We start from the raw sequence: 15,047 nt of genomic DNA, 5'->3' as shown, positions 1-15,047 counted from the left end.
CTCCTGAGTATTACGGGCGGGGGCCGAAAAGGGCCGTGCCGATGCGGACCACGGTGGCACCCTCGAGGATCGCGGCCTCGAGATCGCCGGACATGCCCATGGACAGTGTGTCCAGCGTATGCCCCCGGGCGTTCAGGTGATCGCGCAGGGCGCGCAGACGCGCGAAGGGTTCCCGCTGGCGTTGCGGGCTTTCCGCGGCGGCGGGTATGGCCATCAGGCCGCGCAGAACGAGGCCCGGCAGGTCGTGTACGGCAGCGGCCAGGGCGGCGGCCTCGGCGGGCGCCACGCCGGCCTTTTGGGGTTCCGTGCTGATGTTGACCTGGAGGCAGACCTGCAGCGGCGGCATGCCGGCCGGGCGCTGCGCGGACAGTCGCCGGGCGATGCGTTCGCGGTCGATGGTGTGCACCCAGGTGGCGCGCTCGGCTACGGCGCGAGTCTTGTTGCCCTGCAGGGCACCGATGAAATGCCATTCCAGCCCGAGCGGCGCCGGGGGCGCCTCGAGGGTGTCGTGTTTGGCGACCAGTTCCGGTACGTAGTTCTCGCCAAAGGCCGTCTGGCCCCGTGTGTGCAGTGCCCGGATTTCGTCACTGTCGCGGGTCTTGCTGACGGCCAGCAGGCGGACCGAATCGGGGTCGCGCCCGGCCTCGCGGCAGGCGCTTTCGATACGGTCGCGGACGGCCTTCAGGGCATGGTCTGGTGCACTCATTGCCCTATGATATAGTCCCGAAGAGCTTAACGGCACCGCGGTTTTTCGGGGCTGGCGGGTTTGCGGTGCGGCCGGGCGCCAGGCCCGACCCGCAGGCCCGATCACAGGGGGATGCATGGATATCACGCAGCTGCTGGCGTTTTCGGTCAAGAACGGGGCCTCCGACCTGCATATCTCCGCGGGGATGCCGCCGATGGTGCGCATCGACGGCGACATGCGCCGGGTCAATGTGCCGGTCATGGACCACAAGGAGGTCCAGGGCCTGATCTACGACATCATGAACGACCGCCAGCGCAAGGATTACGAGGAGTTCCTGGAGACGGACTTCTCGTTCGAGGTATCGGGGCTGGCGCGCTTTCGGGTCAATGCCTTCAGCCAGGATCGGGGCGCGGCTGCGGTCTTTCGTACCATCCCCTCCAAGGTGCTGACGCTGGAGGAGCTGGGCGCGCCGCGCATCTTCGAGGAGATTTCGAACTACCCGCGCGGCATCGTGCTGGTGACCGGGCCGACCGGCTCGGGGAAGTCGACTACGCTGGCGGGCATGGTCAACCACCGCAACGAAAACGACTACGGGCATATCCTCACCATCGAGGACCCGATCGAATTCGTGCATGAGTCGAAGAAGTCGCTGGTTAACCAGCGCGAGGTGCACCGCGACACCCACGGGTTTTCCGAGGCCCTGCGTTCGGCGTTGCGCGAGGACCCGGATACCATCCTGGTCGGCGAGCTGCGTGACCTCGAGACCATTCGCCTGGCGCTGACCGCGGCCGAGACCGGACACCTCGTGTTCGGCACCCTGCACACCAGTTCCGCGGCCAAGACGATCGACCGCATCGTCGACGTGTTCCCGGCTGCGGAGAAGGACATGGTCCGCGCGATGCTGTCAGAGTCGCTGCGGGCGGTCATCGCGCAGACCCTGATGAAGAAGATCGGCGGCGGGCGAATCGCGGCGCACGAGATCATGCTGGGCACGCCGGCGATCCGGAACCTGATCCGCGAGAACAAGATTGCGCAGATGTATTCGACGATCCAGACCAGTGCCGGTACCGGCATGCAGACCCTGGACCAGTGCCTGAAAGACATGCTGGCGCAGGGGGTGATCAGTCGTGAGGATGCCCGCCGCAAGGCCGCCAATCCGGACGCCATTTGATCGCCACGATACGCCGGGCGTGAACGCCGCGCCGGGTGTCAGGAGCCGCCGGAATTGCCCACTGCAAGGGCGGTGGACTCCGAAGCAAGCTGCAAGTTTTTGCCAGTGCAAGGACATACCACTTCATGCAGCGCCGCGTACGCTGATAAGGCCGGGATGGCTTTGCTCGGCGCTTCCCGGAGGGGGACGTGATGGACCGTGACAAGGCGATCAAGTACATGCATGACCTGTTGCGGGCCCTGGTGGCCCGGGGCGGGTCGGATCTGTTCATTACGGTGGGGATGCCGCCGGCGGCCAAGATCGACGGGCACGTGGTGCCGATGACCGAGCAAAAGCTCTCCCCGTCGCATACCCAGGCACTGGTGCGGTCACTGATGAACGACAAGCAGTCGGCCGAGTTCGAGCGCCACCAGGAATGCAATTTCGCCATCGGACTTTCGGGGGTCTCGCGCTTTCGCGTCAGCGTCTTTACCCAGCGGGGCAGCCCCGGCATGGTCCTGCGTGTAATCAACTCGGTGATCCCGAATTTCGAGGACATCCAGATGCCGCCGCAGCTGGAACAGATCACCATGGAACGACGTGGTCTGGTGATCTTTGTCGGCGCCACCGGATCGGGCAAGTCCACCTCGCTGGCGGCAATGATCGGTCATCGTAACCGTACCGCGGCCGATCACATTGTCACGATCGAGGACCCGATCGAGTTTGTCCACGAGCACAAAAAGAGCATCGTCACCCAGCGCGAAGTCGGGGTGGATACCGAGAGCTACGAGATCGCGCTGAAGAATACCCTGCGTCAGGCGCCGGACGTGATCTTGATCGGGGAGATTCGGGATCGCGAGACCATGGATTACGGTATCGCCTTCGCCGAGACCGGGCACCTGTGCCTGTCCACCCTGCATGCCAACAGCACCAATCAGGCGCTGGACCGCATCATCAATTTCTTCCCCGAGGACCGGCGCGAGCAGCTCCTGATGGATCTGTCGCTGAACCTGAAGGCGGTGGTCTCGCAGCGTCTGGTGCGCAAGGAAGGCGGCGAAGGTCGCGTTCCCGCAGTGGAAATCATGATCAACACCCCGCTGATGTCGGATCTGATCCTCAAGGGACAGGTGCACGAGATGAAGGAGCTGATGTCGCGTTCGCGCGAGCAGGGGATGCAGACCTTCGACCAGGCCCTGTTCGATCTCTACGAAAATCGCCAGATCAGCTACGACGAGGCCCTGCGTAACGCCGATTCGATGAACGACCTGCGTCTGCGTATCAAGCTCGACAGCCAGCGTGCCCAGGATGATGGTACGCCGGCGATCAAGGACGGAGGCGAGGGCCTGGCCGTGGACGAGCGCCCCGAGGACTTCAACCTGCGTTAGGCGTGGAGTGCGGAAACCATGAGCCAGTTGCAGATCGAGCCTTATCTCAAGTTGATGGCGCAGAAGTCCGCGTCGGACCTTTTTTTCCTGACCGGAGCCCCGGCCAGCATCAAGGTGGACGGCCAGCTCCAGCCGATTTCGCGCAAGGCGCTTGTCCCGGGCCAGGCGGAGAACATCGCCCGCGAGATGATGACCGCACACCAGGCGGAGACCTTCGAGCGCGAGAAGGCGGTCAACTTCGGCCTTTCGCGCGCCGGCATGGGGCGCTTCCGTGTGAACGTCTATCGCCAGCGCGGCGAGGTGGCGATGGTCATCCGCTTTATCCGCGTGGTGATCCCCACCATCGAGCAACTGGGCCTGCCGCCCGTGCTCAAGCAATTCGTCTCGCACAACGATGGCCTGGTGCTGATTGTCGGGGCGACCGGGACCGGCAAGTCCACCACGCTGGCAGCGATGATCGATCATCGCAGCATGGACCGGAGTGGCCATATTCTGACGGTGGAGGACCCGATCGAGTTCCTGTTCTCGCACAAGCGTTCGATCGTCGGGCAGCGCGAGGTGGGGATCGATACCCCCAGCTATGATCACGCCCTGCAGGAAGGCATGCGCGAGGCACCCGATGTCATCATGATCGGCGAGGTGCGTTCGCGCGAGACCATGCGCGCCGCACTCACCTATGCCGATACGGGCCACCTGGTGCTGACCACGCTGCACGCGACCAACGCGACCCAGGCCCTGGACCGGGTGATCAACCTGTTCCCCGAGGACAACCGCTCGCAAATCCTGTCGGACCTGTCCCTGAACCTGCGGGCTATCGTCGCCCAGCGTCTGCTGCAGACCAAGGACGGGGGCCGCGTCGCCGCGCTGGAGATTCTGATCAACACCCCTTATATCTCCGAGCTGATCCGTGATGAAAAGATCAGCGAGATCAAGGAGGTGATGGCCAAGGGCCGGTCGGTGGGCATGCAGACCTTCGATCAGGCGATCGTCAAACTGTTCAAGACCGGCAACGTGATGCTGGACGAGGCGCTGAACAAGGCGGATTCGCGCGCCGATCTCGAATGGCGCCTGAATTTCGGCGGCGGGGTGGCTGCGGCGGACGAGGCCGAGGAAGAACTGAAACCGCCGGACCGGTAGCAGCCGGCTCGCCGGCGAAGTCCCTGCTGTTTTCTCAGGCGCGTTCCGGCTCCGGAAAGACATCGGCGGCCGCAAACACCGGCCCGTCCACGCAGACCCGTTTCATGGCCACCCCTTCGGGGGTTCGCACCGGGACCGTGCAGCCGGCACAGCCGCCCACCGCGCAGGCCATGAACTCCTCCAGCGAGACCTGGCAGGGCAGGTCGAACTCGGCCGCCAGCTCCGCGCAGGCCGCGAGCATCGGATGCGGCCCGCAGGCGTAGAGCTCGACCTGCTCGCGCTCTGCCGGTGCCAGTGTCTTCAGCCAGGCCCGGGCGAGATCCGTCACGAAGCCGTCGTGGGCGCCGGGGATGCCGGCCTTCGAGGTCAGGCGGCAGGCGACACCCCAGTCTTCCAGCAGCGGCAGGGTCGCAATTGCGCCGTCCGGCAGGCCGGGCCAGAGGATCTCGGACGGGCGCGGCTGGAACGGAAATGGCACTTCCGAGCCCAGTACTGCGTGGGTCTGGCCCGCCGCGCCCTGCAGGTGCAGTTGGTGAGCCAGAAAGATCATCGGCGGGATGCCGACGCCACCGCCCAGCAGCAGCCGTTGCGGACGCTCCGGGTGCAACCGGAACGGCTGCCCGATCGGGCCGAGTACGCTCAGGGTGGTGCCCTTTACCTGCTGTGACAGCGCGCGGGTGCCGTCGCCCACGACCTTGTAGAGAAACTCCACCCAGCCCGCCTCGCGGTCCACACGCTGGATGGACAGTGGACGCCGCATCAGCAGGCGTGGCGCACACTGGAGGTGGGCGAACTGCCCGGGCTGCGCCGCCCGGGCGCACTCCGGCGCGTGCACGCGCAGTATCCACTGATCCGCGCCGGCATCGTGATGGTCCAGAATGCGGCCTTCTTCCTGGAAGATCGTGCCGCGGTGCGGGCGGGAGGCGGTTTCGGGCGCGTTCATGCGGTGTCCTCGGGGTTTCCCTCGGTGGGCAGGGTCCAGACCGGGCGGCCGGCCACCCAGGTCTCGCGGACCTGGCCGGCGAAGGTCCAGTCGAAGAAGGGGGAGTTGTGGCCTGCGCTCAGCCAGTCCGCGCGGCGCACCTCGTGCATCGCGTTCGGGTCCCAGAGCACGAAGTCAGCGCGTGCCCCGGGGGTCAGCCGGCCCTGGGCGAAGCCGAGGATATCCGCCGGTCCGATGGTCACCCGGGCCAGGGCCTCGTGCAGGCTCATCAGGCCGTCTTCGACCAGGCGCAGGGTCAGCGGGAGCAGGGTCTCCAGGGCGGAGATGCCGGGCTCGGTGCTGGCGAAGGGGCCCAGTTTGCTGTCCGGCTCGTGGGGCTGGTGGTCGGAGCAGATGGCACTGATGTCGCCGCGCGCGACCGCGGCACGCAGCCCGTCGCGGTCGCGCTGGCCACGCAGCGGTGGAATGACGTGGCCATTCGGGTCGTACTCCGCGACATCGACCTCGGTCAGGAACAGCTGGTGGGCGGCGACGTCCGCGCTGACGGGCAGACCCTCGGCACGGGCCTTGGCAATCATCTCGGCGCCGCGCCGAGTCGACAATCGGGCCACGTGAACCCGCGCCCCGGTCTGTTCCACCAGCGCCAGGATCGCGCCCAGTGCGGCGGTCTCGGCAGCCTCGGGGATGCCGGCCAGACCCAGGCGGGTGGATACCGCGCCCTCGTGCATGCATCCGGACCCGGTAAGGGACGGGTCCTGGGCGGAAAGCACGGTGGTCAGCCCGAAGGTGTTGGCGTATTCCAGTGCGCGTCGCAGGACCAGCAGGCTGGCCAGCGGGTGGTCGGCGTTGCTGACACCACGTGCCCCCGCCTGTACCAGAGCGGCCATCTCCGCAAGTTGCTGTCCCTCGAGCCGGTGGGTCAGTGCCCCGAGCACATACACGCGTACACCACAGGCCTGGCGTGCGCGGCGGTTGATCAGTTCCACCTCGGCCGGCGAATCGATGGGGGGTACGGTATCCGGTGGCACGACCACGCTGGTGATGCCGCCGCGGGCGGCGGCCAGGGTCTCGCTGGCGATGGTGGCCTTGTGCTCCTGGCCGGGTTCGCGCAGGCGCGCTGCGAGATCGACGATGCCGGGTAGCAGCCAGAGCCCGCGTGCGTCGATTCGCCGGCGGGGCTCGAATCCCGCGGGGACCTGGCCGCGCGTGAGGATCTCGCTGCCCTGCACGCAGAGGGCGCCAATGGTGTCGTACCCGTCCACCGGGTCGAGGATGCGGGCGTTCTCGATCAGTACGCTCATGCCTGGTGCGCCCCCATGACCATGGACATCACGGCCATGCGTACTGAGATCCCGTAGGTGACCTGTTCCAGGATCACCGAGTGGGGGCCATCGGCCACGGCGGATTCGATCTCGACGCCGCGGTTGGCCGGGCCCGGGTGCATCACCAGGCAGGTGGGGTGCGCCAGCTGCAGGCGGCGCGAGGTCAGGCCGAACAGCTGGTAGTACTCGTGCTCGGAGGGCAGGTGAGCGTGTTCCATGCGTTCGCGCTGCAGGCGCAGCATGATGATCACGTCGACGCCCTCAAGCCCCGCGTCGAGGTCGTTGTAGACGTGCACGCCGAGCTGGTCGACATCCGCCGGCAGCAGCGAACAGGGCGCGACCACGCGCACCTCGCCGGTTTGCAGGATGTTGAGCGCATGGATCTGCGAGCGCGCGACGCGCGAGTGCAGGATGTCGCCGACGATGGCGACCTTCAGCTTGGTGAAGTCGCCCTTGTGGCGGCGGATGGTAAACATGTCCAGCAGGGCCTGAGTGGGGTGCGCGTGGCGGCCGTCGCCGGCGTTCAGCACGCTGATCCCGGGCGCCACGTGGCGGGCGACGAAATGCGCGGCCCCGCTCTCCTCATGGCGCACGACGAACATGTCCACGTTCATCGCCTCGATGTTGCGCAGGGTATCCAGCAGGCTCTCGCCCTTCACGGCCGAGGAGGTGCTGATGTTTACGTTGAGCACGTCGGCGGACAGGCGCTTGGCGGCCAGCTCGAAGGTGGTGCGGGTGCGGGTGCTGGCCTCGAAGAACAGGTTGACGATGGTCTTGCCGCGCAGCAGCGGAACCTTCTTCACCGCCTTCTCGTTCATGTTCGCGAACGACTCGGCGGTGTCCAGGATCTCGTTCAGGAGGTCGCGGTTCAGCCCCTCGATGGTCAGCATGTGGCGCAGCTGGCCGTCGTCGGTCAGCTGCAGGCGATTCGGCAGCGGACCCGGCAGCGGGAGCCGCGCGCCGGGACGGGCGATCAGGGAGTCATTCATGTGGCTGCGTCCGGCCGCTCAGGCCTCCGGCTCCTCGGGCTCGATGGCCACCCGCTCCAGGCGCAGCGGCTCGGGGCCGCGCAGCTTGATCTGCTCGCTGCCGCCCAGTTCCATGTGGGCCCCCACGATTGCGGCCTCGATGGGCAGTTCGCGGCCGTCGCGTTCCACCAGTGCGGCCAGGGCCACCGATGCCGGCCGGCCATAGTCGAACAGCTCGTTCAGCGCGGCGCGGATCGTGCGCCCGGTAAACAGCACATCGTCCACCAGCAGGACATGTTCGCCGTCGAGATCTTCCGGAAGCTCCGATGGGCGCACCTGAGGGTGCATGCCGATGCGTGAGAAGTCGTCGCGGTAGAAGCTGATGTCCAGCCGCCCCAGCGGGCGCTCCACACCCAGGCGGTTGCGCAGGTGTTCGGCGATCCAAACCCCGCCGGAATGGATGCCCACCACGACGGGGTCCGTGATCCCGCGGGTCTTGAGGTAGTGGCGGGCCTGTTCGGCCATGTCGTCGAGCAGGGTCGGGACGTCCGGCGTCATGATGCGTTCTCCAGAAACCAGCCTTCGAGGATGACCGCGGCGGCGTGGGCATCCAGCCCCGGGTCGTTGCGTCCCGACCGGCTGCGCTCGCGGGCCAGGTGGGATGTCAGGTGCTCGTCGCACCAGTATACCGGCAGGTGATAGCGCTCTTCGAGGGTGCGGGCAAAGGCCCGGATGCGTCGTGCCAGCGGCGTGGGCTTGCCATCCGCCTGGGTGGGCCAGCCAACCACGAAACCCTCGGGGTTCCACTCGGCGACCAGCCGGTCCAGGGTCGGCCACAGGTCGGGCGCGGCGGTCGCCAGAGTACGCAGGCCGCGTGCCGCGCCGGTCAGCTCCTCGCCGACCGCAATGCCGATGCGACGGCGGCCATAGTCGAACGCCAGCAGTCCCACGTTCAGGCGTGGCCGGGGGCCGGACTGATCAGATTGACGTCGATGCCGATCAGTTCGGCGGCGGCGCGCCAGCGCTCGGCGCTCGGGCGGTTGAACAGGATGTCGGAGTCGGCGCGGGCGGTCAGCCAGGCGTTCTCTGCCAGTTCGCTCTCCAGCTGGCCGGGGCCCCAGCCGGCATGACCCAGCGCGATCAGCACCTGGCGCGGGCCCTGTCCGGCGTTGATGGCCTCGAGGACGTCGCGCGAGGTGGTCAGCACGATGGAGTCGGTGATGGGCTGACTGCCGCGCCAGGTCTGTTCCGCAGAGTGCAGCACGAAGCCGTGTTCCGGCTGTACCGGCCCGCCGCGGTAGACGGGGATCTCCGGCAGGTCGGGGTCGGGTTCCAGTTCCACGTGCTGCAGGAGTTCGCGCAGGGAGAATTCCGTGGGCTGGTTGATGACCAGGCCCAGCGCGCCTTCCTCATCGTGGTCGCAGACGTAGGTGACCGCATGGCCGAAGTAGCCATCGTTGAGACTGGGCATGGCGATCAGGAAGTGATCGCGCAGGCGGTCGGGTTCATGGCGTGGGCCGCTGGACATCATGCCCTCAGTATCGACCCTGTCCCGCCGGGTCGCAAGAAACGTGCAGGAGCCTGCCCGCCGGCGAAGGCCCTGGCGCGCGCCCGCCTGTGCACAGGCTCCTGCGGAAACGGGGGGAACAAAGCCAGCCGGGTTGCTCACCCGAACATTTCACCCATTGCGTGCGCCCTGGCGCGTCTGTTGATTGCCCGGGGCATTTCCCTCGGTCGCGTGTATGCCCCCCTGCACCGTTTCTTCGGAAACCTGATTCGCAACGGGCGTCCGCCAGTGGCAGGGCCCATTCGGGGACGTGCACGGACGTCCCGGATTGTGTTGATCGAGGCCTTCCCGGGCAGGTCACCATCCCGGCCGTCGCGCAGCGCCGGGATCTCCACACGCTGCGCGATTAGCGCGCGAATTTATGAAATGTTCGGGCTCAGCGCACCCGCTCCATCTGGTCGCGGCGGAAGGCCCAGGTGCGGGTGATGACCAGTTCGTCGTACTGCTCCCGCATCGCTTCGGTGAACGGGGCGTACGGGGCGGCCAGCTCCACGATGCGAATCGCGGCCTGGTCGAGTATCGGCTCCCCGGAGCTGCGCGCGACCTGAACGTCGAGCAGTTCGCCCTCGGGGTCCAGGCGTACCGACAGCACCAGGGTGCCGGACAGTCCGCGCCGGCGCGCATCGTCCGGGTAATTCAGGTTGCCCAGCCGTTCCACCTTGTTGATCCAGGCCTGCAAATAGGCGGCCTCGGGGGCGCTGCGCGCGGCCAGACTGTCCAGGTAGCGGGTGCGGGTGGTGCGGGCGGAGAAGGTCTGGCGTTCCTCGGCCGGGGCCGCGCGGGCGCTTTCCAGGCCTCGGTTCATCAGGGCCGCGGCGGAGGGCGCGTCTTCGGCGTCGGAGGGTTCCAGCGGTTCGGGGTCGGCCAGTTCGGGTGCGGCTGCCGTTTCGTCCCGGGGGGCAGTGGTGACCGGCTCCGGGTCGGGTGCCGTCGGGGCCGGTTCCGGGAGTGGTTGGGCGGCCTCCGGCAGCGGGGCTTCCATGCCTTCGGGTTCGGGGTCGCCCACCCCGGCGGCGTCCGCATCCGGGGCCTGTGCCTCGCGGGCCTCCTCTCCCGCGCCGCTGGCGGCCTGATCCCGGGTGGCAATGTGCTCCACGGCGTCGTCGAGTTCCGGTGGCGGGGCGTCCGGATCGGCGACCCAGGTGATGTCCAGCGGCTCGCGCGCGGGCGGGTCGATTGCATCCACGGCGAAGCCGATCCCCAGAATGATCAGGGCATGGGCGACCACTGCGAGGAAGAGCATCGTCCCCAGGTGGTCGCGGGCGCGGGGTGGCCCCGGTGGGGGCGAGCCGGGCGCACTGGCAACGGGGTTCGTGTTCACGTCGGCACCCTTCGCCCCCGGCGGCACGCAAAAGCGACGCAGCCGCGGGCGTTCTCCTTAATCGGTGTTTCCCTTAGGGTCCGGCTTGCGGGTGCGGACATGGCGCTGGATTCGCGGATCGGCGAGGACATGGGCTGCCAGTATACCGGTCAGGCCACCGGTGATCAGTGCGGCCAGCAGCAGCGGGGGCAGCACCAGGGGGAGGTTGGGATGCGGGATGATGATCACCCAGGCCAGCAGGAACTGGCCGCTGGTGTGGGCCAGGGCGGCGGCGATGGCCAGTCCGACCGGCCCCAGGTGGCGCGGCGCCAGCGGGCGCAGGAGGGCGAGCATGGCGAGGCTGGCGAGTGCGCCGGCCAGCGACAGCCAGAAGGCGGGGCTGAGGAGCGTGCCCAGCAGCAGGCTGCTGCCGACTACCCGGATCAGGGTGACGGCGACCGCCGCGCGCCAGCCCAGTACGAGCAGCGCCACCAGCGTGACGATGTTGGCCAGGCCCGGCTTGATACCGGGCACGGGGCTGGGGATGGCGGCCTCCAGGACCTGGATCCCGATGGCGATGGCGGCGAGGGCGGCGATCGTCCGGTCGCGCCGGACGGGGTCGGGGAGCGGATTCCCGGTCATCGGGGGGCGGGTCAGTAGTGCAGGCTGTCAAAGCCGGGTTCGGACCCCAGGACCTGCAGCGTGAGTCGGTTGGGCAGGCTCACGGCCATGTCCCCGTGTGCCTGCAGCCAGCCGCTGGCCTCGCAGATGTTGCGCTGTCCGGGCGATTCGGCGCAGCGGGCGCGGCCGGGTTCGATCTCGATCCGGGTCGTCCCGGCGGGTCCGTTCACCTCCAGCACCCGGTGCCGGTCCAGGGGTTCGTGCTGAGGGCTGGCCCCGGCCTGGCTGATCACCAGCACCCGCGCCTCGCCAGCCGGAAAGTAGGCCAGCACGAAGGCCGCGATGACCAGTGCCGAGGCCAGGATGCCGATGACGGCGTCGCCCCAGCGCAGGTCGCCCGGATTCATGGCTGCTCGCGTACCACGAGGGGGTCGTGGTCGGGGTTGAGCTCGACCCGTTCGGCCAGGGCGGCAGTTGCCTCGATCCGGTCATCCAGGACCAGCAGGGCGTATTCGATCCCCATCTTCCGGGCATATTCGGGCCAGGCATCGGGGCCGGCGATCATCAGTGTTGTGGCGGCGGCGTCGGCCAGGGCCGGGTCCCGGTGCAGTATGGTGGCGCTGGCAACGCCCTGGCTGGGACGCCCGCTGCGCGGGTCGATGACATGGTGGATGTATTCCCCGTCCCATTCGTAGCCGCGCTCGTAGTCGCCGGAGGTGAACAGCGCCTCGCCGGCCTCCAGCTCGATGCCGCCGAGCGTGCCGCCCCGCGGGTGACGGATACGGACCCGCCATGCGCGCTCCTGCGGTCGCCCGAGGGTCATCAGGTCGCCGCCCGCGTTGAAGATGGCCGCCTCGACCCCGAGTTCGTCCAGCAGCTCCAGTATGCGTTCGACGGCCAGCCCCTTGGCGAGACCACCGAAGTCGAGCTGCAGGTCCGGGTGGGTGCCGCGCAGGCGCACGCCACTGCGTTCGATGTCCTGCATGCCTGGTGGGTCGTCGAGCAGTTCTGCCAGGGTTGCCGCGTCCGGCGGCGGACCCCGAGGCTCGTCCTGGTGGAAGCCCCAGGCCGCCACCAGTTTGCCCAGCGCGGGGTTGAACAGGCCGGCGCTGAGGTCTTGCATTGCGCGGCCGCGTTCGATCAGCGGCAATACCGATGGCGGGGCGCTGAACTCGCCCTGCAGGGCCAGCAATTCGTTGGTGCGTCCGAGGGAGCCCGGTTCCCAGGCGTGCCAGGATGCGTGCAGGACGTCCAGTTCCTCCTGCACCGCGGCTTCGATGGTCTCGATGTCGTAGACGCCGGGCGGGTGCAGGGTGAGGTCTACCAGGGTGCCGAAGGCGTAAAAGGCGAGCTGTTCGGTGTCGGATTCGTCGCGACCGCAGGCCGCGAGCAGGCTGACGGCGAGCAGCAGAATCAGGGGGCGTATCAGGGTGGGGGCCTTGTGGATCATCCGGGGTCCCGCAGGTCCGTTCCGGTGAGATGGTCGATGTACTGCCCTGCAAGGTCCAGGCCGCAGGCCGCGTCCAGTTCGCGTACGCCGGTCGGGCTGGTCACGTTGATCTCGGTGAGGAAGTCCCCGATCACGTCGATGCCAACGAAATCCAGTCCGCGGGCCCGCAGCTCCGGGGCGATCTGCTCGCAGATCCAGCGATCGCGGGTCGTCAGCGGCACGGCCTCGCCGCGCCCGCCGGCGGCCAGGTTGGCGCGGCTTTCACCGGCGGCCGGGATACGCGCGAGGGCGTGGTCGCAGGGTTTGCCACCGATCAGGATAATGCGCTTGTCACCGGCGGTGAACTCCGGCAGAAAGCGCTGCGCGACCACGCTGCGGCCGTCGAATTCGGTGATGGTCTCGAGGATTACTGAGGTGTTCGGGTCGCCCTGGCGGACGCGAAACACCGAGGCCCCTCCCATGCCGTCCAGGGGCTTCACGACGATATCGCCCTGTGTCTCCAGGAAGTCGCGAATGCGCTGGCGGTCGCGCGTGATCAGGGTAGGCGGGCAGCATTGCGGGAAATGTGCGGTGAAGGCCTTTTCGTTCACGTCGCGCAGCGCGCCCGGGCGGTTGGAGACGCGCACGCCGTCGCGCTCGGCCAGGTCGAGGGCGTAAGTGGCGTAGATGTATTCGAGGTCAAACGGCGGGTCCTTGCGCATCAACAGCAGGTCGAAGCGCTGCGCAGGCCCGGTTTCGGCTTCCCCCAGGTGGTAGAAGTCCGTGCTGTCGTCACGCACCGTCACCGGGCGGCTGCGGGCCATGGCGTGGCCGTCGGCGATCCACAGGTCGCCGGGCTCGAGATAATGCAGCCGGTGGCCGCGGGCCCGGGCCGCCAGCATCATCGCAAAGGTGGTGTCCTTCGCGGGTTTGATGCCCTGGATCGGGTCCATCAGGATGGCGATGTTACGGGTCACTTTGCCTCGTCCAAGCAGGGTGTCCCGCGAGTATGCCACGGCGCCCGGGGGCGGCGTGTTCGCGCACGGTCCGGTGGCGTGCACATATCGGCACGCCCGGTTTGTCACGCGCTCCGGCTTCCGCTAGATTCGATCGGAAATGACCTGAGGGGGGAGAGAACGTGTCTGACGCGCTTGCCGAAGCGGACGCGACCGTCGAGTTTCAGGGGCTCAAGGTCATGGTTATTGATGACAGCAAGACGATCCGGCGCACGGCCGAGTCCTTGCTGCAAAAGCACGGGGCCGAGGTCATCACGGCCGTGGATGGCTTCGAGGCGCTGTCCAAGGTTGCCGAATCCCACCCGGATATCATCTTCATTGACGTCATGATGCCGCGTCTGGATGGCTACCAGACCTGCGCGCTGATCAAGAACAACAAGCAGTTCCGCGAGACCCCGATCATCATGCTGTCGAGCAAGGACAGTGTGTTCGACAAGGCGAAGGGCCGTGTTGTGGGGTCGGAGGACTATCTCACCAAGCCATTCACCAGGGACGACCTCCTGGGCGCCATGCGTCAGCACGCCCATCCGTCGGTATGACGTACCATGTGATTACTGCACAAGGAAGGACGAAGCCCATGGCCCGCATCCTCATCGTCGACGATTCGCCGACCGAGATTCATGCCCTGCGCAAGATGCTTGAGAAGCATGGACATTCGGTGACGACCGCCGGGAGTGGTGAGGCCGGTATTGCGGCTGCGAAGGAGCAGGTTCCGGATCTGATTCTGATGGACGTTGTGATGCCGGGTCTGAACGGGTTCCAGGCGACCCGTCAGCTGGCCCGTGCCCAGGAGACGGCGCATGTTCCGGTGGTGGTGGTCAGCACCAAGGATCAGGCCACGGACCGGGTGTGGGCGATGCGCCAGGGGGCGCGGGACTACCTCACCAAGCCCGTGGCGGAGAAGAACCTGCTGGACACCATCGGCAAATACCTGGCGGCATGAATATCGACCTGTCCTCGCCGTATGCCCTGCTCGCGAGCCTTGATCGCGAAGGGCGCTGCGGCAATCGCGAGTTGCGGCGCGAGCTCGGCAGCGGCTGGCGCGGGGTGCTGCTGCGGGTCGGCGATTTCCGTTTTCTCGTCGACATGGATTCGATTGCCGAGGTGGCCGACCCCATGGCGCTGACCCGGGTCCCGTTGGCCGAATCCACGGTTCTGGGTGTTGGCAACCTGCGCGGGCAGGTCCTGCCGGTATTCGATATGGGCCAGTTGCTGCTGGGCCGTCCGCTGGCGAAGGCCGCCAGTGGCCAGCGGATCGTGGTTGCCGCCCAGGGGCAGGGCGTGGCGGGGCTGCTGGTCAGCCAGGTCGAGGGCATGCGCCGCTGCAATCCGTCGCAGCGGCGGCTCGATGTTTCGGTCCCGGAGACCGTGCAGCCACTGATCAAGGGCGGGTTTGATCTTGGCCACCGGTTGCACCCGGTACTGGATCTGGACCTGTTATTGAATGACGTCAATCGCCTTGCCGGCACAGGCCTGGCTGGGGCAACCAATCGTGAACAGGCCGCAGCCGCTGGTGGCTAGTGC

General features: G+C 67.5%; 18 protein-coding genes. 6 read left to right on the top strand and 12 right to left on the bottom strand.

The window, feature by feature from the left end; translation table 11 throughout:
• Positions 1-10 precede the first annotated feature (10 nt).
• The gene (locus G332_RS0100945; RefSeq protein ID WP_019625120.1) at positions 11-706 is read right to left on the bottom strand and encodes a YggS family pyridoxal phosphate-dependent enzyme; all 696 of its coding nucleotides are present in this window, start codon (positions 704-706) and stop codon (positions 11-13) included.
• A 115-nt stretch (positions 707-821) separates the two neighbouring features.
• On the opposite strand from G332_RS0100945, the gene G332_RS0100940 reads away from it, so the two are divergent.
• The 3 genes from G332_RS0100940 (at position 822) to G332_RS0100930 (ending at position 4,357) form a co-directional block, all read left to right on the top strand.
• Positions 822-1,856, top strand: coding sequence for a type IV pilus twitching motility protein PilT (locus G332_RS0100940; protein ID WP_019625119.1), 1,035 nt, complete (start codon positions 822-824; stop codon positions 1,854-1,856).
• A gap of 191 nt (positions 1,857-2,047) precedes the next feature.
• Positions 2,048-3,220, top strand: coding sequence for a PilT/PilU family type 4a pilus ATPase (locus G332_RS0100935; RefSeq protein WP_019625118.1), 1,173 nt, complete (start codon positions 2,048-2,050; stop codon positions 3,218-3,220).
• A gap of 18 nt (positions 3,221-3,238) precedes the next feature.
• Positions 3,239-4,357 (top strand): PilT/PilU family type 4a pilus ATPase, encoded by a 1,119-nt coding sequence (locus tag G332_RS0100930; RefSeq protein WP_019625117.1) that lies wholly within the window; start codon positions 3,239-3,241, stop codon positions 4,355-4,357.
• Between the two features lie 34 nt (positions 4,358-4,391).
• On the opposite strand, the gene G332_RS0100925 is transcribed toward G332_RS0100930, so the two are convergent.
• The 11 genes from G332_RS0100925 to gshB form a co-directional block, all read right to left on the bottom strand.
• Positions 4,392-5,300 (bottom strand): dihydroorotate dehydrogenase electron transfer subunit, encoded by a 909-nt coding sequence (locus tag G332_RS0100925; protein ID WP_019625116.1) that lies wholly within the window; start codon positions 5,298-5,300, stop codon positions 4,392-4,394.
• Positions 5,297-6,601, bottom strand: a complete 1,305-nt coding sequence (locus tag G332_RS0100920; RefSeq protein ID WP_019625115.1) for a dihydroorotase — start codon at positions 6,599-6,601, stop codon at positions 5,297-5,299. The genes G332_RS0100925 and G332_RS0100920 overlap by 4 nt, the downstream gene beginning before the upstream one ends.
• Complete coding sequence (locus tag G332_RS0100915; RefSeq protein ID WP_019625114.1) at positions 6,598-7,611, bottom strand: aspartate carbamoyltransferase catalytic subunit; 1,014 nt, start codon at positions 7,609-7,611, stop codon at positions 6,598-6,600. The genes G332_RS0100920 and G332_RS0100915 overlap by 4 nt, the downstream gene beginning before the upstream one ends.
• A gap of 18 nt (positions 7,612-7,629) precedes the next feature.
• Positions 7,630-8,148 carry a bifunctional pyr operon transcriptional regulator/uracil phosphoribosyltransferase PyrR gene (gene pyrR / locus G332_RS0100910; RefSeq protein ID WP_019625113.1) on the bottom strand — a complete coding sequence of 173 codons (519 nt, stop codon included), beginning with the start codon at positions 8,146-8,148 and terminating at the stop codon, positions 7,630-7,632.
• Positions 8,145-8,540, bottom strand: coding sequence for a Holliday junction resolvase RuvX (gene ruvX / locus G332_RS0100905; RefSeq protein WP_019625112.1), 396 nt, complete (start codon positions 8,538-8,540; stop codon positions 8,145-8,147). Before ruvX ends, pyrR begins: the two co-directional genes overlap by 4 nt.
• A gap of 2 nt (positions 8,541-8,542) precedes the next feature.
• Complete coding sequence (locus tag G332_RS0100900; RefSeq protein ID WP_051080513.1) at positions 8,543-9,121, bottom strand: YqgE/AlgH family protein; 579 nt, start codon at positions 9,119-9,121, stop codon at positions 8,543-8,545.
• A gap of 412 nt (positions 9,122-9,533) precedes the next feature.
• Complete coding sequence (locus G332_RS0100895; RefSeq protein WP_019625110.1) at positions 9,534-10,400, bottom strand: energy transducer TonB; 867 nt, start codon at positions 10,398-10,400, stop codon at positions 9,534-9,536.
• Between the two features lie 135 nt (positions 10,401-10,535).
• Positions 10,536-11,099 (bottom strand): Gx transporter family protein, encoded by a 564-nt coding sequence (locus tag G332_RS0100890; protein WP_019625109.1) that lies wholly within the window; start codon positions 11,097-11,099, stop codon positions 10,536-10,538.
• An 11-nt stretch (positions 11,100-11,110) separates the two neighbouring features.
• Positions 11,111-11,485, bottom strand: coding sequence for a NusG domain II-containing protein (locus tag G332_RS0100885; RefSeq protein WP_019625108.1), 375 nt, complete (start codon positions 11,483-11,485; stop codon positions 11,111-11,113).
• A complete protein-coding gene (locus G332_RS0100880; protein ID WP_019625107.1) occupies positions 11,482-12,528 on the bottom strand; it encodes an FAD:protein FMN transferase in 1,047 nt (348 codons plus the stop codon). Before G332_RS0100880 ends, G332_RS0100885 begins: the two co-directional genes overlap by 4 nt.
• Positions 12,525-13,484, bottom strand: coding sequence for a glutathione synthase (gshB, locus tag G332_RS0100875; RefSeq protein WP_019625106.1), 960 nt, complete (start codon positions 13,482-13,484; stop codon positions 12,525-12,527). Before gshB ends, G332_RS0100880 begins: the two co-directional genes overlap by 4 nt.
• Before the next feature lie 161 nt (positions 13,485-13,645).
• Here gshB and G332_RS0100870 point away from each other — a divergent pair, with 161 nt between their 5' ends.
• Genes G332_RS0100870 through G332_RS0100860 form a run of 3 tightly spaced genes read left to right on the top strand, consistent with a single transcriptional unit; the run spans position 13,646 to position 15,044 of the window.
• Positions 13,646-14,062, top strand: a complete 417-nt coding sequence (locus tag G332_RS0100870; RefSeq protein WP_019625105.1) for a PleD family two-component system response regulator — start codon at positions 13,646-13,648, stop codon at positions 14,060-14,062.
• A gap of 38 nt (positions 14,063-14,100) precedes the next feature.
• Positions 14,101-14,466, top strand: coding sequence for a PleD family two-component system response regulator (locus G332_RS0100865; protein ID WP_019625104.1), 366 nt, complete (start codon positions 14,101-14,103; stop codon positions 14,464-14,466).
• The gene (locus G332_RS0100860) at positions 14,463-15,044 is read left to right on the top strand and encodes a chemotaxis protein CheW (protein WP_019625103.1); all 582 of its coding nucleotides are present in this window, start codon (positions 14,463-14,465) and stop codon (positions 15,042-15,044) included. The genes G332_RS0100865 and G332_RS0100860 overlap by 4 nt, the downstream gene beginning before the upstream one ends.
• Positions 15,045-15,047: the final 3 nt, after the last annotated feature.

Origin of the sequence: Thioalkalivibrio sp. ALJT (assembly GCF_000381825.1) — a bacterium.
Lineage (GTDB): Bacteria > Pseudomonadota > Gammaproteobacteria > Ectothiorhodospirales > Ectothiorhodospiraceae > Thioalkalivibrio.
The sequence above is the reverse complement of the archived record's forward strand: the minus strand, read 5'-3'. Positions and strand labels throughout refer to the sequence as shown.